Raw genomic sequence first — 23,222 nt, 5'->3', positions numbered from 1 at the left:
TAATGCGCCGGAGCCACACATTGGCGTGAACGCGGCCCGCTTCCGGCGCATTTCGGGCCGTGCTAACACTTCATTCACCAGCTTTTCTCATGCTGTGCTAACCACTGGCCCCCTATGGGTCAGCGCATTGTCTCGCTTATGGGCTCCCCATCTTGATCGCCACCGTCCTGCGCAAAGCCTGCACTGCCGTCATCCTGCTCTGGGTTGCCTTCGGACTGGTCGCCTGTGGCGGTTTCCTGCCCAAGACCAGCGACAACCGCCACAATCAGCCGCTGCAAAGCGGCGTGGTCTCAGCGCTCAAGGCGATGGGCTCGTCGCCCGGCGAGGCCATGGTGGTGCGCATTTTCAAGCAGGAGAAGACCCTCGAGGTGTGGAAGCGCACCAATACCGGCCAGTTCAAGCTGTTCAAGAGCTATGACATCTGCGCCTTTTCCGGCGATCTCGGTCCCAAGGTCAAGGAAGGCGACCGGCAGAGCCCGGAAGGCTTCTACACCATCACCCCCGGCCTGATGAACCCGAAGTCCAACTACTACCTGGCCTTCAACACTGGCTTTCCCAACAAGTTCGACCGGGCCTGGGGCCGCACCGGCTCGCAGCTGATGGTGCATGGCGACTGTTCCTCGCGCGGCTGCTATGCCATGACCGACGAGGGCATTGCCGAGATCTATGCCCTGGCCCGCGAGAGCTTCAAGGGCGGCAACCCCAGCTTCCAGCTGCAGATCTTCCCGTTCAAGATGACCCCCGCCAATCTGGCCACCCAGACCAAGAGCCAGCACCTGAGCTTCTGGAAGAACATCAAGGACGGCTATGACCTGTTCGAGCTGAACAAGGCGCCGCCCACCTGGGATGTCTGCGAGCGCAAATATGTGTTCAACGTGGCCGGTGCTGGTGCGCTCAATGCCATGGGGCCCTGCCCGGTGATCGCCAAGGACCAGACGCTGCTGGCCAAGCAGCAGGCCGATGAGGCCGCCGTGGTCAATGCCGTGGCCGAGGTCGAGCGCAAAGCCGCAGAAGAGGCTGCCATCAAGGCGCGCGGCGATGCCGTGACCGGCATGGTCGGCGGCGCTGTGTCGGGTCTGTTCGGCATCTTCGGCGAGAAGGTGACGCCGGTGATGAGCGGCAAGCCCGCACCCGTGCCCTTTACCCGGCCGGCTAACCTCTAGGGGCAGCTGCCGCTTGCAGCGGACCGACAAGCGCAAGGGCGCTTGCGGCGACCGACAAGCGCAAAGGGCGCTTGCAGCGGGCCGACAAGCGCAAAGGGCGCTTGCAGCGACCTAGCAGGTGACGCGGATCTCGGCAAAACCGGTGATGGCATCGCCCTCCGACGGCAACACGCCCACCATGCATTTCGTGCCCGGCAGGCCGACGGTTGCGCCCTGGGCGATAACAGTGCCGTCGCCCAGCGTAATGTAGCCATTGTCGACCGCAGCGATGGACACCGAGCCGTTGCTGCCGCACACCGGATAGCTGTCGCCGGCAGCCACCATGAAGCGCGTGCCGCTGGGCATGCAGTCGCCGGCGTCGGAGGTCGCCGCCGCAGGACTGTCGCCTGTGATCGCCGGCAGGGCCGCCGGCGCCGTGGTCGCGGCCCCGCCCAGACGCTGATTGGCTTCCAGCAGCGCCAGGCGATTGGCGATGTCGCTGAGGCTTGCCGCATCCAGCGACGCCGTGCCACCACCAGACTGCTGCTTGCCGAAAAGCTCCAGGCTCACCCGGATTTGCGCGATGTCGGTCGAGACGCGCTTGAGTTCGCGCTGGGTGTCGGCATAGACCCACAGCGACACGCCAAGCGCGGCAAGCCCCACCACACCCACCGCAAGGCTGAGCAGATTGAGCCCACTGCCGCGCGACATGGTCTTGTCGGGACGCGACGCGGCCTCCGCCGGAGCCACAGGCTTTGCCGGCGCCGCGGCAGTGGCCGGCTTGGCCGGCCCGGCCGTATCAGAATCGCGCGAGACGCCCGGAAGGGCCCATTTGTCGTCCAAAGCTGTCGTCTCCATTGCCGGCAAGGCTAGCACGATCTGCCGTCGGTATCGCCGGCGATTACGGCCCGGTGAGGGTGAACGGCCCATGCAGGGACCGCATTGCTAGGCCCCGCCGAACCGCTGTTCGAGCCAATCGACGGCGAAAGCAACCATGGCCCGCGCGTCCACCAAGACGCTGGGCGCATGCCCGATCAACCCGCGCTGGCCCTGCCCGGTGGCCAAGAAATCTTCCACCACATCCTCGAAATAGTCGTCGGCGAGCCCGGCAACAATGGGAATGCCGGTGTTGAATTCCTCGAACCACCGCCAGACCACCTGACCATCGAGCAGGATCGGCGTTTCGTAGCGACGAACGCGCTTGCCGGGGATGTCTGCCAGATGCTCGGCATGATGCAGCAGCGTCATGGTGTCGAGCGGCGCGCCGATCAGCAGCGTCTTGCCGCCAGCCGCCACCAGCTTGCCGAACGGCGATTGCGGCCCATAGCCATAGTCAAGCGCATGATCGGCTGCGAACCATTCGGCACGCCCGCCGAGCGCGGCGCAGGAGGCGCCGGGGCTGGCACTGCGCCGGGCGCCCGGCGTTGTGCGCAGGAGTTCTGGAAAAGCGCCATTGTCGCGGATCGATCGCGAGCGGAGCGGATCGAACGGCGGAATGGCGTCGCGCAACGCGGGCCGCTCCAGAACGCTGTCTTCGCCCTGCCAGTCGCAATAGCCCAATAGGGTTCCGCCAGGCCCGACCACATCGCCCAGCGCTGAAATCAGCGTATCCGGACCGCCCAGCATCGGCCCCACCGCGCGCAGACCGGCATGCACCAGCACGCTATCGCCCTCGACAAGGCCCATGGCGCGGCAATGTTCGGCCAGCCGGGCCCGCGTCCAGGCCATGGTTAGGCCCCGACGTAAGCGACCTTGCGCGGCTCTGCCGCCGAGACCGCCATCTCGCGCGCATCATAGATGACGCGGGCCTCGACAATGGCACCGTGATTTTCTGCCGACCAATCCCACAGCGCCATGATCGGCGTCTGCAGCGTCTTGCCCAGCTCGGTGAGCTTATACTCCACCCGCGGCGGCACCTCGGGATAGATGGTGCGCGTCACCAGGCCATCGCGCTCCAGATTGCGCAGCGTCAGGGTCAGCATACGCTGGCTGACGCCATTGATCAGGCGCTTGAGCTCGTTGAAGCGCAGCGTGCCATGATTGCCCAATATGCCCACCACCATCACGCTCCACTTGTCGCCAATGCGGTTGAGCACATCGCTCATGGCGGTGCAGTTGGCGGATTTGGAGGTATCTTGCAGGGACATGGCACGGCCTTTGAACGCTAATCTCAGGCACAAATATAGCCGTAGTTACCTTCTGTGCCTAGCCCGCTCCTGTCACACTGTCTTGATGGCGCCCGGAAAAATCCCCTGCCGCGCAAAATGCCCCAGGCGCGCGCCGGGGAATTGACAGGCCTCCGGCCCATGCTGTCTGTGTGTCGGCAACCACAATAAGCCGACCGAGGAGACACCATGAGCGACCGTATTGCCCAGCTTGCCGCAGACATGACCCTTGAGGAAAAAGTCTCCATCCTGTCGGGCGAAGACTTCTGGTCGGTGCCGGCGGTGGAACGGCTGGGCATCGGCAAGCTGCGCGTCACCGACGGCCCCAATGGCGCACGCGGCGGCGGCTCGCTGATCGGTGGCGTCAAATCGGCCAGCTTCCCGGTCGGCATCGCCCTGGGCGCCACCTGGAACACCGCTCTGGTACATGAGATCGGCGTCGCCCTGGCCGACGAGGTCAAATCCAAGAACGCCCATATGCTGCTGGCGCCCACGGTCAATATCCACCGCTCGGTGACCAATGGCCGCAATTTCGAATGCTATTCGGAAGATCCCATCCTCACCGCTCAGCTGGCCACCGCCTATATCACGGGCCTGCAGAGCCAGGGCATCGGCGCCACCATCAAGCATTTCGTCGGCAATGAATCCGAGATCGAGCGCACCACCATCTCGAGCGAGATCGACGAGCGCGCCCTGCGCGAAATCTATCTGCTGCCCTTCGAATGGGCGGTGAAATCGGCCGGCACCTGGGGCGTGATGAGCTCCTACAATCGGCTGAACGGCACCTTCACCTCCGAGAACGAGTGGCTGCTCACAACCGTGCTGCGCGACGAATGGGGCTATGACGGCATCGTCATGTCGGACTGGTTCGGCAGCCACTCCACTGCCGAAACCGTCAACGCGGGTCTTGATCTGGAAATGCCCGGGCCGCCGCGCGACCGTGGCCAGAAGCTGATCGACGCCGTCAAGGCCGGCACGGTGAGCGAGGCGACGCTCAACACCCGCGTCATGGCCATGCTGCGCCTGATGGAGCGCGTCGGCTCGCTCGATGATCACCGCCCCTTTGCCGAGCGTGCCGATGACCGCCCAGAGCACCGCGCCCTGATCCGCCGCGCCGGCGCCGAAGCCAGCGTGCTGCTCAAGAACAAGGGCGCCCTGCCGCTGCGCCCGGACGCCACCATTGCCGTGATCGGTCCCAATGCCAAGACCGCGCAGATCATGGGCGGCGGCAGCGCCCAGCTCAATGCCCATTACCGCATTTCGCCCTGGCAGGGCCTGGTGGCGGCGCTGGGCGAGGATCGCCTGAGCTATGCGCCCGGCTGCACCAACCATCGTTTCGAGCCCACACTGCGCACACAGCTCAAGGTAGAGTATTTCGACAACACCAGCCTCGCCGGCACCCCGGTGCATGTCAGCACCCAGGATGAAGCCCAGGCCTTCTGGATCGGCGCCGTGGCCGACGGCAAGGTCGATCCGCTGCAGTTCTCCGCGCGCCTGAGCGGCAGCTTCACCGCCGAGGTGAGCGGCCCCCATCGCGTCGGCATCTATGCCGCCGGCTTTGCCAAGGTCTTTGTCGATGGCCAGCTGGTGGCCGACGCCTGGAGCAACTGGACCAAGGGCCGCACTTTCTTTGAGGAAGGCTGCGACGAGGTGGTGGGCACCATCACCCTCGAAGCCGGTCGCAGCTATTCCGTGGTGATCGAGTTTGCCACCAAGGACTTTGCCACCCTGGGCCTTGCCGCCTTTGGCGCCGGCATTGGCGTGCCGCTGGGCGACGCTGCCATGGTCGAGGCCGTGCGCATCGCCCGCAATGCCGATGTCGCCATTGTCTGCGTCGGCCGCAACGGCGAATGGGACACCGAGGGCAGCGACCTGGCCTCGATCGAGCTGCCGGGCCGCCAGAACGAACTGGTTGCCGCCATCGCCCAGGCCAATCCCAATACCGTGGTGGTGCTGCAGACCGGCGGGCCGGTGGAAATGAACTGGCTGGGGGCCGTCAATGCCCTGGTGCAGTCCTGGTATCCCGGCCAGGAGGCGGGCAATGCCATTGCCGATGTGCTGACCGGCGCCGTCGAACCCTCCGGCCGCCTGCCCCAGACCTTCCCGGTGCGCTGGGCCGACAACCCGGCCCATAGCCAGGACCGCGAGGTCTATCCCGGCGTCGAGGGCAAGGTGCGCTACGAGGAAGGCATTTTCGTCGGCTATCGCCACTATGACCACCACGGCATGACGCCGCTGTTCCCCTTCGGCTTTGGCCTGAGCTACACCAGCTTTGCCTTGAGCGACCTGGCCATCGACGACAGCGCCTTTGAGGCCGATGGCGCGGTAACGGTCTCAGCGACGCTGCGCAATACCGGCAGCCGCGACGGCGCCGCCGTGGTCCAGCTCTATGTCAGCGACGATGCCGCGTCCGACCCGCGCCCGCCCAAGGAGCTCAAGGGCTTTGACAAGGTCTTGCTCAAGGCCGGCGAGAGCCAGCGCGTGACAATCGCGCTCGACGCCCGCGCCTTCGCCTTCTACCGGCCGCAGGCACAGCACTGGCTGGTCGAAGCCGGCAGCTTCACCCTGCGCATGGGGCTCTCGTCCGCCGACCTGCCCCTGACGGGCACGGTGTCGCGCAAGACTGCGCTGATGTTGCCGGTCTAGCGCAAGCGCATCGCGGGCCGAAAAAGGCCGGCTCATTGAGCCGGCCTTTTGCTTGATTGGGCATGCCACGCGGCGCTCAGGCCGGCTGCGGCACGGGCTCGGACGGCCGCGCCGGCTGTGGAAAGGCCAGGGCCAGCGCGGCGGCGGCCAGGCCAATGGCAGCCGAACTGATGTAGAGCCAGTGGTAATCCCCGAAGCTATCAAAGATCCAGCCGCCGCCCACCGGGCCAAAGGCCATGCCGATCGAGGAGGTCATGGTGATGCCGCCCAGCACCGTGCCCATGACATGGGCGGGGAAATAGTCGCGCGCCAGCACGCCATAGAGCGGCATGACCCCGCCATAGGCCATGCCCAGCACGGCCGCGAGCAGATAGAAATCGCGCAGTTCTCCGACATAGATATAGGTGAAGATGCCGGCCGCTTGCAGCAGCAGGCCTCCCACGATCACCCGCTTGACCCCGAGACGGTCGGCCGTGAGACCAAAGAACAGCCGGCCAAACAGGCCCGCCACGCCCTCCACACTATAGATGCTGGCCGCCGCCAGCGGCGTCGCGCCACACAGCATGGCATAGCTGACGGTGTGAAAGATCGGCCCGGAATGGGCGGCGCAACACAGAAAGAACGTGCCGGCCAGAACGATGAACTGCGGCGTGCGCATGATGGCACCGAGCCGATCGGTCAGGGGCGAACCCTCCGCTGGAAGAGCAGCGGCCGCGGGATCGGCGGCGCCTCCCACAGCGGCAGCCGGCGCCGGACGCACCAGCAGCGCCAGCGGCGCGATGATCGCTGCGGCGCCCAAAGCAATCCAGAACATGGCGCTGCGCCAGCCGATCTGCTCGATCAGGATGCTGGCCAGCGGCGTGACAACCATGGGCGCAACGCCCCCGCCGATGGAGACCAGCGAAACGGCCAGACTGCGGTGCTTGTCGAACCAGCCGATGGTGGTGGCCATCAGCGGCGCAAAGAAGGCCCCGCCCGCCGCCCCGATCAACCCGCCATAGGACAGCTGGAACATCAAAAGGCTGCTGGCGCGGCTGGAGAGCAGCAGGCCCAGGCCGAGCAGCAGCGTGGCGATCAACAGCACCGGGCGGGCCCCAATGCGATCGCTGAGCGTGCCCCAGAAGAACCCGGCGATGCCCATCACCACAAAGCCCAGCGTCATGGCGCCGGAAATCCCGGCCCGCGTCCAGCCGGTGTCATCGGCAATCGGTTGCAGATAGACCGGCAGCGCGAACATCGATCCTGCCGCCACACAGGTGATCACGGCGCCTGCGGCGACGATCACCCAACCATAGTGTCTTTCCATTGTCTGGCCCCTCGCCATGATCCCATCATAGCGCCGACGCATGAGCGCGAGCCAGATCGACAATCGTCAGCGATTTTCTTGCGAATGGGCCCAAGGGCCTGGGGCGCACCAGGGACCGCGACCGCGCCGCATGGTGGCGCAGTCCGGCCGGCTCCTATATCACCAGATGCGCCATGACCCGACGCCCTCAGCACCCTGGAGACCCCGCCCATGCGCCATGACAGCCGCCTGCCCCGTGTGCTGCACGCCCTGCTGCATCTCGAGCAGATGGCGGGCCCGGCCACCTCGGACATGTTGGCCACCATGCTGGGCACCAATGCCTCGGTGGTGCGCCGCACCATGGGTGGGCTGCGCGAGGCCGGCATTGTCGCGGCCAGCAAGGGCCATGGCGGCGGCTGGACCCTGGCGCGGCCGCTGGCCGGGATTTCGCTGCTCGATATCTATACCGCGCTGGGCTCGCCGGCGCTGTTTGCCATCGGCAGCGACGATGACGACACCACCTGCCAGCTTGCCCGCGCCGCCAATCGCGCCACGCTGGACGCCCTGGCCCAGGCGCGCCAGCATTTCGAGCAGCAATTGGCGGGCATTTCGGTCGCCGATCTCACCAGGGACTGGACGCCGGACGGCACAGGCCACGCGCATCCGCATGGGGCACGGCATCAGCATTGATCCAGCGACCGCAAACGGGGTTTCGCTGCGACTCCCGATTTGCTATCGAAAAGCCGTGGTCTCGTAGCTCAGTTGGATAGAGCACAGGATTCCTAATCCTGGGGTCGTGGGTTCGAATCCCGCCGAGATCACCACCCCGCTCACACACTACCCGCCAATCCCCTGGACGGCATCGCGCTGAGGCCTGCGGCCGCCTGCAATGGGCAGATGGCCGGGCCGGGATCAGCGTAGCACGGACGGCGGGCTGGGCGCGATGTGATCGCGGCGGATGCGGCTGCCCGCGGGCGGGACCGGTTCGAGCGTTTCGAGATAGGCCACGATGGCGGCCGCCTGGTCGGGATCGAACTCGAACTGCGGCATTTCCGGATGGGCCGTCACAATGCCCTCCACCAGCGCCTCGCTCAGATCCTGCACGTCATAGCGCAGATAGAGATCGCGGAAATGCGGCGCCTGGGCCAGCGGACTGTCGCCGGTGGGGCCCGGTGGCGTGGCAATCGGCGCAGTACATCTCCACCATGCCGCGACCAACAGCGACCGGATCAGCCTCCTGGGCCAGCGCCAGGCTGGCGCCCGCCAGCGGGACAAGACTGCCCGCCAGCAGGACGCCAAACAGTCGGGACACGCTCATGCGCCCCGGATCGCCGCTTCCACATCGCCCACCGCATGCCCGGTCAGATCCTTGGCGATCTCGCCCAGGAGCTTGGCGGAGAGGGTCTTGTGGTAGTGCTTGCGCATCTCGCCCAGCGCCCGCGGCGCTGCGATGATGACCAGACCGGCGATCCGACCTTCGAGCGCTTCCTTGTTGAGGAAACCAACGATGCCGGCCGAAAAGCCATCTTCGCTGGCCTGGCTGGGATCGGGATTGCCCGAAGTGGTCTGGCGCGAGCCACTGGCATGGGCATCGCCGACATGGGCGTGCTCGAGCGGGGCGAGCTTGAGCTCGGCTTCGTCGCCGGCATTGCGGAACAGGTTCAGCTTCTCGCCGTCGGCGACAGCAACGGTCGTGCCCTTGGGTAGCATCATCAGTCGTCTCCGAGTTTGGTGAGGAAAATCGGCAGCCGGCGCGGGATGGATCCCGCGCCGCAAAAAGTCAGGCTGCGCTCCAGCCCTTATCGACCGGAAGCACGGCGCCATTAAGGTGACGCGCCGCATCGGAGGCGAGGAAGAGCACGGCCTGGGCGATATCGATGGGTTCGAGCATGCCCGGATTGCTGGCGTGATAGGGGCCAAGCCGCGCCAGCGCCGCCTGGTCGAGCGCGCTGGCGTCGACACTGTCCATGATGTTGGTGGTGACCCCGCCGACGGCCAGGGCGTTGCAGCGCAAGCCGTCCTTGGCGTATTGATAGGCCGTGCTTTTGGTCAGGCCAATCAGCCCATGCTTGGACGCGGTATAGGCTGCGCCCGCCGCGCCGCCGCCAATGGCCGCCACCGAGGCAATATTGACGATCGAGCCGCGGCCCTGGGCCAGCATCAGCGGCACGGCCCGGCGCATGGCATACATCGGGCCATCCAGGTTCACCGCCATGCAGCGGCGCCAGGTGGCATTGTCGACCTCGGCCACCGAGGCGAACAGATCCATCACGCCGGCATTGTTGACCAGGATGTCGATGCGCCCGAATTCGGCAATGGCGCGGTCGATCATGGCGATGCAATCGGCCTCTTCGGCCACATTGCCCGTCATGCCCACGATTGAGCCGCCGATGTCGCGCACTGCCGCCTCAATCGCCGGGGCGTGCCAGTCCACGGCGATGACCTTGGCCCCCTCGGCCACGAACAGCCGGGCGATGGCCAGGCCAATGCCCGACCCTGCCCCGGTCACCACGGCTACCTTGTCCTTGATCTGCATGACTGCCTCCGCATGTTGCAGAGCTAGTCTAGGGCCGGGGGCTTCGGCGCACCTTGATGCAGGTCAAGTTTGCGCGGCCAAAAGAAAAAACGGCGCGCCCAAAGGCGCGCCGCAAGACTGGATCAGCGTGCGGCCCAGTTGAGCCCGCGGCGCAGGATGGCGGCCATCTCCGGCACGGCGAATTCGGACGAGACATGGCCCAGCGCCGAATAGAACACTCGACCCTTGCCATGCTTGCGCTTCCACACCACCGGCATGGTGACGCCATCGATCCAGCTGGCGTGCTCGCCGGTGAAGGTCGTGGTCGCCAGCACCTCATTGGAGGGGTCGACATGCATGTAGTATTGCTCGGAATGGTAGGGGAAGCTCGAGAGCCCCGCCATCACCGGATCGTCCGGCCGGGTGATGTCGACGCGGTAGTCGATGATATTGCCCGGGTGCGCCACCCACTGGCCGCCCACCATGAACTGATAGTCCACCGCATCGCGGAAGGCATCGCCCATGCCGCCATGGTGGCCGCCCAGGCCGACGCCACCCTCGACCGCTGCGGTCAGATTGGCGACTTCTTCCTTCTCGATCTTGCTCATGGTGAAGATCGGCACGATCAGGCTGAGATCCTTGATCGCCGGATCGGCAAAGGCTTCGGTGGTGTCTTCCAGATAGACCTTGAAGCCGTCTTCTTCCAGCCAGCCCTTGATGATGCGGGCGCATTGCTCCGGCTCGTGGCCGCTCCAGCCGCCCCAGACAATCAGTGCTTCACGCATGGCAATTCTCCTCAAATATTGCACACCGGCGCCGTGCCGGACGGTTTGGAATTATTGGGCGGCCCGGCGCGCCGGACCGGTTGTGCCCCAGGGCGAGCCATAGAGTTCGCCCAGCGCCACCGCCGCAGCGCCGCGCGCCCAGGTGTTGTCATCGGCCTCGTCGATGACGATTTCGGCCAGCCGGGCCAATGGCGCCGGAATGGCATTGGCGAAAGCCTGACGCAGCGGCGCCAGCAGATGCTCGCCCAGCGCCAGGCTCGACCCCACCACAATGACGCGATGGGGCGCGAACAGCGCCACCAGATTGGCCATGGCAATGCCCAGCGCAGCTCCCGCCCGTGCCGCAGCACTGCGCAGCGTGTCATCGCCCGCCTCGATACGGTGGCGCACCTGCACCATGCCCTGACCGAGCTGCATAGCTTCGGCCAGGCCCGGATCACTGTGGCTGCCATTGACGATGGCGCGCTCACTGGCCAGGTCCGCCAGCTTGATGGCATTGTCGCCGCCGGCGCCCATGATCATGTCGCCCAGCGTCAGACTGAGCCCGCGCGCCCCGCGGAACAGCTGACCGCCGTGCATCACGCCCAGGCCCAGCGTCTCTTCGATGGCGACCAGCACGAAATCATCGAGATCGCGCGCCTGGCCGAACCAGTGCTCGGCCATGGTGATGGCATTGGCATCGCTCTCGACGATTGTCGCAATCCCCAGCCGGCTGGCGACGGCGGCATGCAGCGACACATCGGCGTCGCGCAGCACGCCGCTCGACAGCACCTTGCCGGTGCCATGCTCGATGATGCCGGGCAGCGACAGGGCGATGGTATTGATCTGGTTGAGCCCCAGCCCGGCGTCGCGCACGCAGCGGCGCACGCCATCTTCCACCAGATCGACAATGACCTCGGTGGGCAGCCGGTCCACCCGCACGGGCAGCGTCAGGCTGGCCAGCACGTCGCCCTGGAAATTGGTGGCGACAAAGACAATACGGTTGGCGGCCAGCTTGGCGCCCACCACCCACGCCGCCTCGGGATTGAGCGCCAGCATGACGCGGGGACGCCCGCGCAGCGTCTGGCTGCGGATGTCGCCCTCATGCTGGATGGTGATCAAGCCATCATCGAGCAGCGAGGCGGTGATGGCCGACACCGTGGTCGCCGACAGGTCCGTGCGCTCGCCGATCTCCACCCGGGCGATGGCGCCGCGGCGACGGATGGTGTCGAGCACAAGAAAGCGGTTGATCGCCCGCATCAGTTCGGGGTCGGCGGTCTTCATGACGACGGGGGCTCGCTGGGGCGGGGACCGAATTAAATCGGGATACAAAATAACTGGCGCAGTTGTAGTGCGAGCCCGCCGGGCAAGGCAAGGACAATTCGTTCTGGCGTTAAGGCATCTGCAGCCCGGAGCAATTAGCATGCGCCACCATGATTTGGCCTTGCTGCGCCACTAACCGGCAGGCTCCCCTTCGCATCAGGATTGCTCCATGACCGTTTCGCGCCTCTTCCAGCCGGCCATTCTGCCCATCGCAGCCCTTGTTGCCGGCCTCACGCTCGCCGCCTGCTCGATGGGCGGCCCCAGCACCGGCGGCGCACTGGCGCCGGCCCTCTCGGCCCGTATGGACCAGCCCGGCGCCCGGCTCGACGCCGACCAGGCCATTGGCATGATCAACGCCTTCCGCGCCACGCGCGGCCTGGCGCCTCTGACCCATGATGCGGGCCTGGATGGCACGGCCCAGGCGCTGGCCAATCAATATGCCAGCACCGGCACCCCGCCCAAGACGCCGCAGGAACTGGCCGGCATGAAGCTGAGTGCCGGCTATGCCACCTTCGCCGAGACCTTCTCGGGCTGGCGCAACAATCCGGCTGATGCGGCGGGCCTCACCACCGACGCCACCCGCGCCGGCATTGCCGCCACCTTCAGCGGCAGCTCCACCTATGGCACGCATTGGGTGCTGGTCCTTGACCGCTGAGACCATCGACGCACGCGGGCTGAAATGCCCGCTGCCCGTGCTGCGCATGGAAAAGCGCCTGGCGGCCCTGTCGCCAGGCAGCATGCTGACCGTGCTGGCGACCGACGCCATGGCCCGCATCGATATTCCGCTCTATTGCCGCCAGCACGGACATGACTGCACGTCCACCATCGAGGGCGATGTGCTGCGCTTCGACATCGTGACCGGCGGCGCCTGAGTCGGGTGGCCGATCCGCTCAGCGGTTGAGGCGCGGCTGCGGCAGGGGTGCGACGCCGATGGCCGTTGCGGCCAGACCCGGGCGGAGATCGCCGGCCAGGGGGGCCTCTTCGCCTTGGGCGGGCACGGCGGCGGCGAACTGCGGCGCATGCGGCGGACGCGGGCGCGGCAGGCTGACGCCGGTGGCCAGGCGCCCCAGGTCGGTCGCCACATAGCTGCGCGGCGCCACCACATCATTGAGATAGCTCGGCTGGCCCTTCATGCCCATGGGAAAGGCCGCCTGCTGCGCCGCGACATAGGCCTTGGCCTGCTTGCCGCAGATCAGCGGCGTCATGTCGACCGGCGCCACGCCCGGATTGTCGGCCAGGGCCAATACGGTCTGCCCGGTCGGCTGCGCCGAACCCGACAGCCCCTTGAGCACCAGCTCGGCCGTGCGCTCATTGCGCTCGCGCGCCGACGAGCCGCCCAGCACCACCGCCAGCAGCCGCCGGCCATTGCGCTCGACGGTGACCACCATGTTCAGGCCCGATGCGCAGACATAGCCGGTCTTCATGCCGGTCGTGCCGGCAAAGCTGGTCAGCAGCTCGTTCTGCGATTCCAGTTTCGCCTTGCCCAGCTGCACCACCTCGGTGCCGAACATCGGCAGATATTGCGGAAAGCTCTGGTGGATATAGAGCGCCAGCACGGCCAGATCGCGCGCCGAGGTATATTGCGCCGGGTCATGCAGCCCATTGGGATTGGTAAAATGAGTGGCGCTCAGCCCCATGCGGCTGGCCACATCATTCATCTTGACCACAAAGCCCGCCTCATCGCCGCCGACGGTCTCGGCGATGGCCATGGCCACGTCATTGGCCGACTTGACCAGCATGACATAGAGCGCGTCCTGCAGCGTCAAGGCGCTGCCCACCGGCAGGCCGGACTTGGACGGCGCCTGGTTGATGGCCTTTTTGGACAGGATCACCGGGGTATCGAGCGTCACCGTGCCCTTGGCAATTTCCTCAAACACCACATAGGCCGTCATCATCTTGGTCAGCGACGCCGGATGCCAGGGCTGCCCGGCATCCTCGGCATGCAGCACCGCCAGATTGTCCATATCCACCAGCAGCATCGGATTGGCGGCAACGCGCCCGAGCGCCAGACAGGACAGGACGAGGGCGAGCACGAGGCGGCGGACAAACGACAAGGGGCGGCTCCGGCAGGATGCGGGGTTTGATTGGATCAGCGCCCTCTTACCAGCGCAACACCCCCCGCTCAAGGAAAGCCACGCGCCCTGACAGGCTTTTGAACGCATCACGGAAACGCGAGCCTGTCCGCATCGTAATGATTTTTTGCCGCATTGTAGTGCATGGTGAACGAAATCTCTCCGGGACGTGATTTGTTCAAGACCACACTCGCTCACCTCGCCACGCTGGCAGCCCTGTCGTCTGTGTCGGCATCGGCCTCGGCCTGCCAGGACCTCACCCTGGCGCCCGGCGGCGTGGTGGTGCAGGTAACCGATGGCGATACCGTCGTGCTCCACGATGGTCGCATTGTCCGCATGATCGGCACCCAGGCGCCCAAGCTGGCTCTGGGGCGCGAGGACTTTGACGTCTGGCCTCTGGCCGAGCCGTCCCAGCAGGCGCTATCAGACATGGTGCTCGGCAAAACCGTGCAACTGGGCTTTGGCGGCGAGCGACAGGACCGGCATGGCCGCGTGCTGGCCCATGTGATGCTCGACACGCCCGATGGCCCGCTCTGGGCGCAGCAGGTCATGGTCGCCAAGGGGTTGGCGCGGGTCTATTCCTTTCCCGACAACCGGAAATGTCTCGATTTGTTGTTCGCGGCAGAAGGGCGCGCCCGCGTCTCCGGACTTGGCATCTGGAGCGATCCCTATTACAGCGTTCGCTTGGCGGACCAGCCTGACGCGCTCTTGGCGCGGGTGGGCCATTATGAGCTTGTCGAAGGGCGCATTCTGAAAGCTGAGAGCCGCAGCGGGCGGGTCTATTTCAATTTCGGCCGATCCTGGAAACTGGATTTCACTGCCGTCATCGAGGCCCCCGCGCTCCGGCTGTTTGCCGCGGACGGGCGCGAGCCGCTGGTGCTCGATGGTGCCCTGGTGCGCATAAGAGGATGGGTGGATGACCGGGATGGTCCACGCATCGAGATCACCCATCCCGAACAGATCGAGGTTCTGGCAACGCGATGACGGTCCAGCAGTACATTGCCAAGAATTTTGTCCGGGGCCTGCGGAGCAGCGCCCTGGCCGTTTCGCTTCTGGCGCTGTCGGCCTGCACGACGCTGACCAGTTCCAAGATTGCCGTGAGCACAACCGGCGACAATCCCGCCCCGGTCGTTGTGACCCAGGGCACCGACGACGCCTCCATCGGCGGCCGTGAACACCCGCGCATTATCGCGGCCTATGGCGGGGTCTATTCCGACCGCCAGGCCGAGATCATGGTGGCGCGCATTGTCGGTCGCCTGCTGGCCGCTGCCGACCAGCCCAATGCCCAGTTCCAGGTGACAATTCTGGACACCTCCGAGGTCAATGCCTTTGCCCTGCCGGGTGGCTATATCTATGTGACGCGCGGCATTCTGGCCCTGGCCAGCGACACCAGCGAACTGGCGGCCGTGCTGGCCCATGAGATCGCCCATGTGACGCTGCGCCATGCCCGCGCGCGCACCGACCGTACCCGCACCACCGAGATCGTCGACCGGGTGATCACCGGCGTCTTCGGCGGCGACACCTCGACGGATGCCACCGCCAGCCGTACGCGCCAGTCCATGGCCGCCTTCGGCCAGCAGCAGGAGCTGGAAGCGGACCGCGAAGGCATCAAATATGCCGGCAAGGCCGGCTATGACCCCCAGGCCGCCGCGCGCTTCCTCAGCGTGATGAGCCGCTTTGCCACCTTCTCGGCCGGTTCCGGCAACAATCAGGAAGGGTTCCTGTCCTCCCATCCCTCGACCCCGGCCCGTATCCAGAAGGCGATCGAGACCGCCAGCGCCATGTTCGGCCAGAACACCGCCGGCGAAGTGGACCGCGATGGCTATCTGGCCTCGATCTCCGGCCTCACCTTTGGCGACAGCCCCGCGCAGGGCTCCATCATCGGCCGCCGCTTCATCAATCCGGGCGCCAAATTCACCTTCACCGTGCCGCAGGGCTATACGCTGCAGAGCGCGCAGAGTGCCGTGGTGGGTGTTGCCGGCGACGGCGAGGCCGTGCGCTTCGACAGCGCCGACGTGCAGGCCAATGTGAGCCTGACCGACTATTTGAAATCGGGCTGGATCGCGGGCCTCAAGGCCGACAGCGTCACCAGCAAGACCGTCAATGGCATGGAAATGGCCAGTGGCCTGGCCCAGACCGACCAGTGGTTCTTCCGCGTGGCGGTGATGCGGCTCAATGGCCAGGTCTATCGCTTCATCTTTGCCGCCAAGGCCGACAGCGCCCGCTTTGCCCAGGGCGCCACGGCCACCGTCGAGAGCTTCCGCCCCACCACGTCTTCCGACATGGCGGCGATCCGCAAGGTGGCTGTGACCATTGTCACCGCCAGGGCCGGCGACACCGCCGACTCGCTGGCCAAGCGCATGGCTGCGCTCAGCCGCGGCACCGAGCTGTTCTATATCATCAACGACCTCTACCCCGGCGACCCCGTGGTGCCCGGCGAGAAATACAAGCTGGTCGCGCTGCAGTAGCGCGGCCTGCTGGCTAATTGATGCCGTTGGTCTTGTTGTCCAGCGTTTCGGCCACGCCGGAATTGAACAGGCCGGTCACGCTGTTCCCCAGGGCGGCGAACGTGCCCAGAATGGCGATGCCGATCAGCATGCCGAGCAGCGCATATTCAATGGCCGTTGCGCCGTCTTCAGCCAGCCAGAAGGCTTTCACTATCGCCTGCACTCTACGCCCCCGCGCACCATTTGGTCCTAAAGCAGATCGCACAAGGCAGCGATCAGCGGCTCGTCGGCTGGCGGCATGGGGTATTCATGCAGGGACTGTGGCCGCACCCATTTGAGGGCAGCATGCTCGCGGTTCTGCGGCGCCCCCTGCCACTTCCGACACACATAAAGTGGCATCAACAGGTGAAAACTCTCGTAAGAGTGGCTGGCAAAGCTGAGCGGTGCCAGACACGCCGCCTTGGTCTGGATGCCCAGTTCCTCTTCGAGCTCCCGCATCAACGCCGCCTCGGGGCTCTCGCCGGCCTCCAGCTTGCCACCGGGAAATTCCCATAGCCCCGCCAGGGACTTGCCCTCGGGGCGCTGGGCGATCAGCACGCGGCGGTCGGCGTCCACCAGGGCACAGGCCACCACCACAAGCAGGGACTGGGTCATGCGATCTCCGGTGAGCAATAGTGGTAGTCATACTGGTGCACATAGCCCAGGCCACGATAGAGCGCCTGGGCCCCTGCATTGTCGGCCTGCACATTGAGCATGGCATAACGGGCATCGGCGCCATGGCCCCAGGCCAGGCCCGTGCGCATCATGGCCGCGCCATAGCCCTTGCGGCGCTGGCTGGGGTCGGTGACCACATTGCCGGCCACCACAATGCCGTCGGCCAGCGTCATGATCGCCGATGCCACCGGCGTGCCCGCCCCATCGCTGAGCACAATGCCGCGCGCCGGTGTCGCAAGGGCCGCGAGCAGCGCGGTCAGGCCCGCCATCTGGCTGTCGCCATAGCCGGCCAGCTGCCGCTGCACGGCCAGGAAAGCCGGATCAAAGGCATCATAGTCAGCCCCGCGCGGATCGGCCGCGACGGCATCGAGCGGCATGGCGAACACATGGCTGTGGTCATAGGCCCGCCAGCCCAGCCCATCCAACGCAGCCAGGGTCTGTGGCCCCGTGAGCGGGGTGACACGGAACACCGGCGTCAGGCCGCGCGCGACGTACCAGTCGGCGGCAGCCAGGATACGCGCGCTTGCATTGGCATCATCGGCAGGGTCCAGGCACTGCACCGAATTGGCGCGCTTGGTATAGCCATTGGCGGAGCGGCGCACCCAGGCGCCGTCCCATTCCACTTCGATGCCCGGCCAGGCCGCCAGCCCGCTTCGCTCAAGACCCTCGGCGTTCGGCAGCGCCATATCAGCTCCGGTAATCGCCATTGATGGTGATGTAGCCATGGGTCAGGTCGCAGGTATAGACCGTGGCCCGGCCATCGCCGAGGCCCAGGCTGACCGTCAGGTCTAGCTCCTGGCCCTTCATATAGGCGCTGGTGGCCGCCTCGTCATAGATCGGGGCGCGCTCGCCATCCTTGGCCACCAGCAGATCGCCGAAGCGGATCGAGAGGCGATCGCGGTCGGCCGGCTCGCCGGCCTTGCCCACAGCCATGACCACGCGGCCCCAATTGGCGTCTTCGCCGGCAATGGCCGTCTTGACCAGCGGGGAATCGGCAATGGCCTTGGCGATGCGGAAGGCCGAAGCATCGCTGGTGGCGCCTTCAACATGGATGGAGACCTGCTTGGTGGCGCCTTCGCCATCGCGCACCACCTGGATGGCCAGATCGAACAGCACATCGCGCAGCGCCTCGCCGAACACGTCGGCGCGCGGATCGTCCAGGCTGGTGATCGGCTCGACGGCAGCCGCGCCGGTAGCAAAGGCCAGAAGCGTATCGGAGGTCGAGGTGTCGCTATCCACCGTGATGGCGTTAAAGCTGGTCTGCACATGGCGGGCCAGCAGTGCCTGCAGCACCGGGGCGGCGATGGGCATGTCGGTGACCACAAAGCTGAGCATCGTGGCCATATCGGGCGCGATCATGCCGCTGCCCTTGGCAATGCCGTTGATCTTGACCTCGACACCGTCGATCTCGAGCGTCGCGCCATTGAGCTTGGGGAAGGTGTCGGTGGTCATGATGGCCTTGGCCGGCTCCATCCACGAGCCGGCGCCCAGCCGGGTCGCCATGGTATCGAGCACGCCATCGAACTTGCCGGCATCGAGCGGCTCACCGATGACGCCGGTGGAGGCGAGGAAAATCTCGCTGGGCGCGCAGCCCAGCGCCTTGGCAGCGTAGTCGGCAGTCAGCTCGACGCTGCGCTGGCCCTTGACGCCGGTAAAGGCATTGGCATTGCCGGAGTTGACCACCAGGCCCCGCGCCACGCCGCCCGCCAGATTGGCCTTGCACCAGTCCACGGCCGCCGAGGAGCACTTCGAGCGGGTGACAACGCCAGCCACCGTGGTGCCGGCATCAAAAGCCATCAGCAGCACATCGGTACGGTTCTTGTACTTGATGCCCGCCTCGGCCGTGGCAAAGCGCACGCCGGCAATGGTCGGCAGCTCCGGATAGGATGTGGGGGCGAGGGGCGAAACCGGATGGGCCATCAGAGCAAACCTTGTTGCAAGCAAACAGGTCTGTGATGTGCCCCAAACATGCGGCAATCGCAAGACAGGCGGCACCATGTCGGCACTTTGCCAGGGGGCACCGTCCGAACAGCGGGTGCGGGGGCTTTCACCCCCACACCCGGGTCTGGCTTACTGCGCGGCCGGCGCAGCGGTTTCCGCAGCGGCGTCGGTCTCGGTCTGCGCCGACACGGCTGCGGCCAGGGCCGGATCGGGAATGTCGATGGCCACGCCCTCCATCAGCTTGGCAACCGTGCTGTCAAACGTGGTCATCAGCAGCTGCTGCTGCAGCTGTGCGGCAACCTGTTCGAAGGCCGGCGGGCTGGACTCGCGCTTTTCTTCCAGGCGAATGACATGCCAGCCGAACTGGGACTGCACCGGATCGGACACCTGGCCGACATCGGTCAGCGCAAAGGCAGCCGCCTCAAAGGGCGCAACCATCTGGCCCTGGCCGAAGAAGCCCAGGTCGCCACCATTGGCTGCACCGGGATCGATCGACTTTTCCTTGGCCAGGGTGGCGAAATCGGCGCCGCCGTCCAGCTGAGCCTTGATGGCCTTGGCCTCTTCCTCGGTGGCCACCAGGATATGGCTGGCGCGGATCTCCGGCTGCGGCGCGAAATCGGCAACGAACTTGTCATAGGCGGCGCGCACGGACTCTTCGGTGACCGAAGTGGCGATGGCGTCGGCGAAATAGGCGCGGCGCAGGGCACGCTCCTTGAGATAGGTCAGGCGCTGGGCGAACAGCGGCGTGTCGGCCATGCCGGCATCGGCACCAGCCTTGGCCATCACCTTCATGTCGATCAGCACGCGCACCAGGAACGCCTTGCGCTGCTCGGGCGGCATCTGCTGCAGCTCCTGCGCCAGGTCTTCAGCGGCAAAGCCCAGCTCGGCCTCGGTAATCGGCTCGCCACCCACCGTGGCAACCACGGCATCGGGCGACACCGGCGCGGCGGCATCGGCCGCAACAGGTGCATCGGCAGCCGGCGCCGCATCCTGGGCAAAGGCGGGCGTCAGCGCACTGGCAGCCAGCAGCACAACGAGCAGGCTCGCACGACGGGCGAGACGCAGGGGGGAAAACATCATTGGGGTCGGTCTCCTTGGCCGGCGCGGAACAGGGTGTCCGGACGGATGTGTGCGGCACTCCTGTGCCATGGCTGTGCTTGGCGCGGCCCGAAATGACAAGGGGGCAAATGCACCACGCCGCACTTCGTGAGCGGGATCAGACGAAAAGCCCAGCATCTGCGCGGTTTCCCGCCTGCACGCTGGAGGTTTGGCCCATTTTGCCAGCGTTGACAAGACAAGGGGGCGCTCTTACATCTCACGCGCTTTTCCGCCGCTCGGCGGGAATACAGAAATTCAAAGCCGGAAAGGCTTTCTCATCGCGCCACGAGGCCTGGCCCGGCCAATCCGCAGTGTCCCGCTGCGCCGCGATGAGTTACCGAAGGACCTTGCATATGGCACTTGCTGCGCTCGCCCGGCGGATTTTCGGCTCCCCATCGGATCGTCAGGTCAAACGCTACCAGGGCAAGGTAGCCGCCATCAATGCGCTGGAGCCCGAGCTGGCCAAGCTCAGTGACGACGCCCTGCGCGCCCGCACCACTGAATTCCGCGCCCAGCTGGAGAAGGGTACCGATCTCGACGATTTGATCGTCCCCGCCTTTGCCACCGTCCGCGAGGCCGCCAAGCGCGTGCTGGGCATGCGGCACTTCGATGTGCAGCTGATCGGCGGCATGGTGATGAACGAGCGCGGCATCGCCGAAATGCGCACCGGCGAAGGCAAGACGCTGGTGGCGACCCTGCCGATGTATCTCAATGCCCTGAGCGGCAAGGGCGCCCACCTCGTCACCGTCAACGATTATCTCGTCAAGCGTGACGCGGCCTGGATGGGGCAGATCTACAATTTCCTCGGCCTCTCCTGGGGCGTGATCGTGCATGGCATGACCGATGCCGAGCGCAAGGCCGCCTATGGCGCCGACATCACCTATGGCACCAACAACGAGCTCGGCTTCGACTATCTGCGCGACAACATGAAATACACGCGCGCCCAGATGGTGCAGCGCGGCCATGCCTTCGCCATCGTGGACGAAGTGGACTCCATCCTGATCGACGAGGCACGCACGCCCCTGATCATCTCGGGTCCCTCCGAAGATCGCTCGACGCTCTACACCACGCTCGACAATCTGATGTCGATCATCGAAGAGGGCGATTTCGACCTCGACGAAAAGCAGCGCGCCGCCACCTTCACCGACGCCGGCATCGAAAAGCTCGAAGCCCGTCTGGCCGCCGATGGCCTGCTCAAGACCGGCTCGCTCTACGATCTGGAAAACGTTGCCCTGGTGCACCACGCCAATTCGGCGCTGCGCGCCCATAAGCTGTTCCGCAAGGACAAGGACTACATCGTCCGCAACGACGAAGTGGTGATCATCGACGAGTTCAGCGGCCGCATGATGCCCGGCCGCCGCTATTCGGAAGGCCTGCACCAGGCCCTCGAAGCCAAGGAACACGTCAAGATCCAGCCCGAGAACCAGACGCTGGCCTCGATCACCTTCCAGAACTATTTCCGCCTCTATGAGAAGCTGGCCGGCATGACCGGTACGGCGGCCACCGAGGCCGAGGAATTCGCCGACATCTACAAGCTCGACGTGGTGACCATCCCCACCAACCTGCCCGTGCAGCGCGTGGACGATGAAGACGCCATCTTCCGCACCGCCGCCGAAAAGTTCGACGCCATCGCCGATCTGATCAAGCAGTGCCAGGATCGCGGCCAGCCCGTGCTGGTGGGCACCACCTCGATCGAAAAATCCGAAATGCTGGCCGAGCTGCTGCGCAAGAAGAACGTGGGCAGCATGAACGTGCTCAATGCCCGCCACCACGAGCAGGAAGCCTTTATCGTTGCCGACGCCGGCCTGCCGGGCGCCATCACCATTGCCACCAACATGGCCGGTCGTGGCACCGACATCCAGCTCGGCGGCAATCTCGAAATGCGCATCCAGCGCGAGACCCAGGGTCTGGAAGGCGCCGAGCGCGAGGCCAAGATCGAAGAGATCAAGCGCACCATCGCGTCGGACAAGGCCAAGGCCCTGGCCGCTGGCGGCCTGATGGTGATCGGCACCGAGCGGCACGAAAGCCGCCGCATCGACAACCAGCTTCGCGGTCGTTCCGGCCGCCAGGGCGACCCCGGCCATTCGGCATTCTTCCTGAGCCTGCAGGACGATCTGATGCGCATCTTCCCGGTGGACAGCATGGATTCCATGCTGGGCAAGCTGGGTCTTGAGCAGGGCGAATCCATCACCCACCCCTGGGTGACCAAGGCCATCGAGCGCGCCCAGGGCAAGGTGGAAGCGCGCAACTTCGACATCCGCAAGAACATCCTGAAATACGATGACGTGATGAATGATCAGCGCAAGGTGATCTTCGAACAGCGCATCGAAATGATGGATGCCGAGGACATCTCGGAAACCGTCGTGGAAATGCGCCACGACGTTGTCGAGAACATCGTCGCCAAGGCCATTCCGCCCCGCTCCTATCCCGAGCAGTGGAACATCGAGCAGCTCGAGGCCGCCGCCAAGACCTATCTGAACATCGAAGTACCGATCAAGGACTGGGCAGCCGAGGAAGGCATCGATGCCGAGATCGTCACCGAGCGCCTCAAGGGCGCCGTGGACGAGGCGGCTGCCGTCAAGGAAGCCAGCACCATTGCCACCATGGAAGCGGCTGGCACGCCCAACCCCACCATCATGCGTCAGGTGGAAAAATCCATCCTGCTGCAATCGGTCGACGGCTTGTGGCGCGAGCACCTGGTGACCCTGGACCACCTGTCCAAGGTGGTCGGCTGGCGCGGCATTGCCCAGCGCGATCCGCTCAACGAATACAAGCAGGAAGCCTATGAGCTGTTCCAGGCCCTGCTGGCCAATCTGCGCGAACTGGTGACCACCCAGCTCAGCCACATCGTGCTGCAGCCGCGCCCCGTGGCGCCGCCGACCCCGGACCTGAGCCGCCTGCAGGAAACCCATATCGACCCGCTGACCGGCGAGAATGATGCCGATGAAGGTGACACCATCGCCGACTCGCTGGGTGCGGTGGGCAGCGATCCCTCGCTCAAGCCGATCGACCCCAAGCTGCTGATTGGCGTCTCGCGCAATGCCCCCTGCCCCTGTGGCTCGGGCAAGAAGTTCAAGCACTGCCACGGCCAGTTCTAGGACGCGGCACAG

Annotated in this window: 22 protein-coding genes, 1 tRNA gene and 1 pseudogene; 9 read left to right on the top strand and 15 right to left on the bottom strand. The window is 65.7% G+C overall.

All coding sequences use genetic code 11. The features are described 5' to 3' along the window. The first annotated feature begins 152 nt into the window (after positions 1–152). Positions 153–1,163, top strand: a complete 1,011-nt coding sequence (locus tag E8M79_RS18710; RefSeq protein ID WP_205747866.1) for a murein L,D-transpeptidase family protein — start codon at positions 153–155, stop codon at positions 1,161–1,163. A gap of 111 nt (positions 1,164–1,274) precedes the next feature. On the opposite strand, the gene E8M79_RS04915 is transcribed toward E8M79_RS18710, so the two are convergent. From E8M79_RS04915 to E8M79_RS04905, 3 genes are all read right to left on the bottom strand, one after another. Next, entirely contained in the window at positions 1,275–1,985 is a 711-nt protein-coding gene (locus E8M79_RS04915) for a hypothetical protein (RefSeq protein ID WP_137150787.1), read from the bottom strand. A 102-nt stretch (positions 1,986–2,087) separates the two neighbouring features. Further along, positions 2,088–2,870, bottom strand: coding sequence for an aminoglycoside 3-N-acetyltransferase (gene aac(3), locus E8M79_RS04910; protein ID WP_137150786.1), 783 nt, complete (start codon positions 2,868–2,870; stop codon positions 2,088–2,090). 2 nt (positions 2,871–2,872) lie between these two features. Then, positions 2,873–3,289: a helix-turn-helix domain-containing protein gene (locus E8M79_RS04905; RefSeq protein ID WP_137150785.1), complete on the bottom strand. Its 417-nt coding sequence runs from the start codon at positions 3,287–3,289 to the stop codon at positions 2,873–2,875. A gap of 207 nt (positions 3,290–3,496) precedes the next feature. Between E8M79_RS04905 and E8M79_RS04900 the strand changes: the two genes are divergently transcribed. Continuing rightward, positions 3,497–5,953 (top strand): glycoside hydrolase family 3 C-terminal domain-containing protein, encoded by a 2,457-nt coding sequence (locus E8M79_RS04900; protein ID WP_137150784.1) that lies wholly within the window; start codon positions 3,497–3,499, stop codon positions 5,951–5,953. A 76-nt stretch (positions 5,954–6,029) separates the two neighbouring features. Here the strand turns inward: E8M79_RS04900 and E8M79_RS04895 are convergent, their stop codons facing one another. Then, positions 6,030–7,259 (bottom strand): MFS transporter, encoded by a 1,230-nt coding sequence (locus E8M79_RS04895; RefSeq protein ID WP_137150783.1) that lies wholly within the window; start codon positions 7,257–7,259, stop codon positions 6,030–6,032. A 210-nt stretch (positions 7,260–7,469) separates the two neighbouring features. Here E8M79_RS04895 and E8M79_RS04890 point away from each other — a divergent pair, with 210 nt between their 5' ends. Both E8M79_RS04890 and E8M79_RS04885 read left to right on the top strand, forming a co-directional pair. Continuing rightward, complete coding sequence (locus E8M79_RS04890) at positions 7,470–7,928, top strand: Rrf2 family transcriptional regulator (protein ID WP_137150782.1); 459 nt, start codon at positions 7,470–7,472, stop codon at positions 7,926–7,928. 57 nt (positions 7,929–7,985) lie between these two features. After that, a tRNA-Arg gene (locus E8M79_RS04885) sits at positions 7,986–8,062 on the top strand. A 160-nt stretch (positions 8,063–8,222) separates the two neighbouring features. On the opposite strand, the pseudogene E8M79_RS18540 reads toward E8M79_RS04885, so the two are convergent. From E8M79_RS18540 to E8M79_RS04860, 5 genes and pseudogenes are all read right to left on the bottom strand, one after another. Then, positions 8,223–8,430, bottom strand: a pseudogene (locus tag E8M79_RS18540) (cytochrome c); the annotation flags it as partial. Positions 8,431–8,552: 122 nt separating this feature from the next. After that, the gene (locus E8M79_RS04875; protein WP_137150780.1) at positions 8,553–8,951 is read right to left on the bottom strand and encodes a host attachment protein; all 399 of its coding nucleotides are present in this window, start codon (positions 8,949–8,951) and stop codon (positions 8,553–8,555) included. Between the two features lie 67 nt (positions 8,952–9,018). Continuing rightward, on the bottom strand, positions 9,019–9,774 hold the full coding sequence (locus E8M79_RS04870) for an SDR family oxidoreductase (protein WP_137150779.1): 756 nt from the start codon (positions 9,772–9,774) through the stop codon (positions 9,019–9,021). 122 nt (positions 9,775–9,896) lie between these two features. Next, complete coding sequence (locus E8M79_RS04865) at positions 9,897–10,538, bottom strand: ThuA domain-containing protein (RefSeq protein ID WP_137150778.1); 642 nt, start codon at positions 10,536–10,538, stop codon at positions 9,897–9,899. 51 nt (positions 10,539–10,589) lie between these two features. After that, complete coding sequence (locus E8M79_RS04860; RefSeq protein ID WP_137150777.1) at positions 10,590–11,801, bottom strand: ROK family transcriptional regulator; 1,212 nt, start codon at positions 11,799–11,801, stop codon at positions 10,590–10,592. Between the two features lie 208 nt (positions 11,802–12,009). Here E8M79_RS04860 and E8M79_RS04855 point away from each other — a divergent pair, with 208 nt between their 5' ends. Together E8M79_RS04855 and E8M79_RS04850 are read left to right on the top strand one after the other, a co-directional pair. After that, on the top strand, positions 12,010–12,495 hold the full coding sequence (locus tag E8M79_RS04855; RefSeq protein WP_137150776.1) for a CAP domain-containing protein: 486 nt from the start codon (positions 12,010–12,012) through the stop codon (positions 12,493–12,495). Then, complete coding sequence (locus tag E8M79_RS04850) at positions 12,485–12,712, top strand: sulfurtransferase TusA family protein (RefSeq protein ID WP_349236036.1); 228 nt, start codon at positions 12,485–12,487, stop codon at positions 12,710–12,712. The genes E8M79_RS04855 and E8M79_RS04850 overlap by 11 nt, the downstream gene beginning before the upstream one ends. 18 nt (positions 12,713–12,730) lie before the next feature. On the opposite strand, the gene E8M79_RS04845 is transcribed toward E8M79_RS04850, so the two are convergent. After that, on the bottom strand, positions 12,731–13,894 hold the full coding sequence (locus tag E8M79_RS04845) for a D-alanyl-D-alanine carboxypeptidase family protein (protein ID WP_171015708.1): 1,164 nt from the start codon (positions 13,892–13,894) through the stop codon (positions 12,731–12,733). Positions 13,895–14,086: 192 nt separating this feature from the next. Between E8M79_RS04845 and E8M79_RS04840 the strand changes: the two genes are divergently transcribed. Next, positions 14,087–14,896: a thermonuclease family protein gene (locus tag E8M79_RS04840; protein ID WP_248304888.1), complete on the top strand. Its 810-nt coding sequence runs from the start codon at positions 14,087–14,089 to the stop codon at positions 14,894–14,896. Then, positions 14,893–16,380 (top strand): M48 family metalloprotease, encoded by a 1,488-nt coding sequence (locus E8M79_RS04835; RefSeq protein WP_137150772.1) that lies wholly within the window; start codon positions 14,893–14,895, stop codon positions 16,378–16,380. Before E8M79_RS04840 ends, E8M79_RS04835 begins: the two co-directional genes overlap by 4 nt. Positions 16,381–16,393: 13 nt before the next feature. Here the strand turns inward: E8M79_RS04835 and E8M79_RS04830 are convergent, their stop codons facing one another. The 5 genes from E8M79_RS04830 to E8M79_RS04810 all read right to left on the bottom strand — a co-directional run bounded on the left by E8M79_RS04830 (position 16,394) and on the right by E8M79_RS04810 (position 20,094). Continuing rightward, positions 16,394–16,570 (bottom strand): Flp family type IVb pilin, encoded by a 177-nt coding sequence (locus tag E8M79_RS04830; RefSeq protein WP_210236089.1) that lies wholly within the window; start codon positions 16,568–16,570, stop codon positions 16,394–16,396. Between the two features lie 38 nt (positions 16,571–16,608). Next, positions 16,609–17,013: a (deoxy)nucleoside triphosphate pyrophosphohydrolase gene (locus E8M79_RS04825; RefSeq protein WP_137150770.1), complete on the bottom strand. Its 405-nt coding sequence runs from the start codon at positions 17,011–17,013 to the stop codon at positions 16,609–16,611. Further along, complete coding sequence (locus E8M79_RS04820) at positions 17,010–17,759, bottom strand: GNAT family N-acetyltransferase (protein ID WP_171015707.1); 750 nt, start codon at positions 17,757–17,759, stop codon at positions 17,010–17,012. The genes E8M79_RS04825 and E8M79_RS04820 overlap by 4 nt, the downstream gene beginning before the upstream one ends. Position 17,760: 1 nt before the next feature. Beyond that, on the bottom strand, positions 17,761–18,993 hold the full coding sequence (gene argJ, locus E8M79_RS04815; RefSeq protein ID WP_137150768.1) for a bifunctional glutamate N-acetyltransferase/amino-acid acetyltransferase ArgJ: 1,233 nt from the start codon (positions 18,991–18,993) through the stop codon (positions 17,761–17,763). A gap of 150 nt (positions 18,994–19,143) precedes the next feature. Next, positions 19,144–20,094 (bottom strand): peptidylprolyl isomerase, encoded by a 951-nt coding sequence (locus E8M79_RS04810; RefSeq protein WP_248304887.1) that lies wholly within the window; start codon positions 20,092–20,094, stop codon positions 19,144–19,146. 371 nt (positions 20,095–20,465) lie between these two features. Between E8M79_RS04810 and secA the strand changes: the two genes are divergently transcribed. Then, positions 20,466–23,210, top strand: a complete 2,745-nt coding sequence (gene secA / locus E8M79_RS04805) for a preprotein translocase subunit SecA (RefSeq protein WP_137150767.1) — start codon at positions 20,466–20,468, stop codon at positions 23,208–23,210. Positions 23,211–23,222: the final 12 nt, after the last annotated feature.

The sequence above is a fragment of the Devosia sp. FKR38 genome (assembly GCF_005222805.1).
Classification (GTDB): Bacteria; Pseudomonadota; Alphaproteobacteria; order Rhizobiales; family Devosiaceae; genus Devosia.
Note: the sequence above shows the minus strand (reverse complement) of the source record. Positions and strands in the feature narration are given on the sequence as shown.

Coding starts and splice junctions, on each gene's coding strand:
- E8M79_RS04905 (WP_137150785.1), bottom strand. CDS start 3,289: ATGTCCCTGCAAGATACCTCCAAATCCGCCAACTGCACCGCCATGAGC.
- E8M79_RS04900 (WP_137150784.1), top strand. CDS start 3,497: ATGAGCGACCGTATTGCCCAGCTTGCCGCAGACATGACCCTTGAGGAA.
- E8M79_RS04895 (WP_137150783.1), bottom strand. CDS start 7,259: ATGGAAAGACACTATGGTTGGGTGATCGTCGCCGCAGGCGCCGTGATC.
- E8M79_RS04890 (WP_137150782.1), top strand. CDS start 7,470: ATGCGCCATGACAGCCGCCTGCCCCGTGTGCTGCACGCCCTGCTGCAT.
- E8M79_RS04875 (WP_137150780.1), bottom strand. CDS start 8,951: ATGATGCTACCCAAGGGCACGACCGTTGCTGTCGCCGACGGCGAGAAG.
- E8M79_RS04870 (WP_137150779.1), bottom strand. CDS start 9,774: ATGCAGATCAAGGACAAGGTAGCCGTGGTGACCGGGGCAGGGTCGGGC.
- E8M79_RS04865 (WP_137150778.1), bottom strand. CDS start 10,538: ATGCGTGAAGCACTGATTGTCTGGGGCGGCTGGAGCGGCCACGAGCCG.
- E8M79_RS04860 (WP_137150777.1), bottom strand. CDS start 11,801: ATGAAGACCGCCGACCCCGAACTGATGCGGGCGATCAACCGCTTTCTT.
- E8M79_RS04855 (WP_137150776.1), top strand. CDS start 12,010: ATGACCGTTTCGCGCCTCTTCCAGCCGGCCATTCTGCCCATCGCAGCC.
- E8M79_RS04835 (WP_137150772.1), top strand. CDS start 14,893: ATGACGGTCCAGCAGTACATTGCCAAGAATTTTGTCCGGGGCCTGCGG.
- E8M79_RS04825 (WP_137150770.1), bottom strand. CDS start 17,013: ATGACCCAGTCCCTGCTTGTGGTGGTGGCCTGTGCCCTGGTGGACGCC.
- E8M79_RS04820 (WP_171015707.1), bottom strand. CDS start 17,759: ATGGCGCTGCCGAACGCCGAGGGTCTTGAGCGAAGCGGGCTGGCGGCC.
- argJ (WP_137150768.1), bottom strand. CDS start 18,993: ATGGCCCATCCGGTTTCGCCCCTCGCCCCCACATCCTATCCGGAGCTG.
- E8M79_RS04810 (WP_248304887.1), bottom strand. CDS start 20,094: ATGATGTTTTCCCCCCTGCGTCTCGCCCGTCGTGCGAGCCTGCTCGTT.
- secA (WP_137150767.1), top strand. CDS start 20,466: ATGGCACTTGCTGCGCTCGCCCGGCGGATTTTCGGCTCCCCATCGGAT.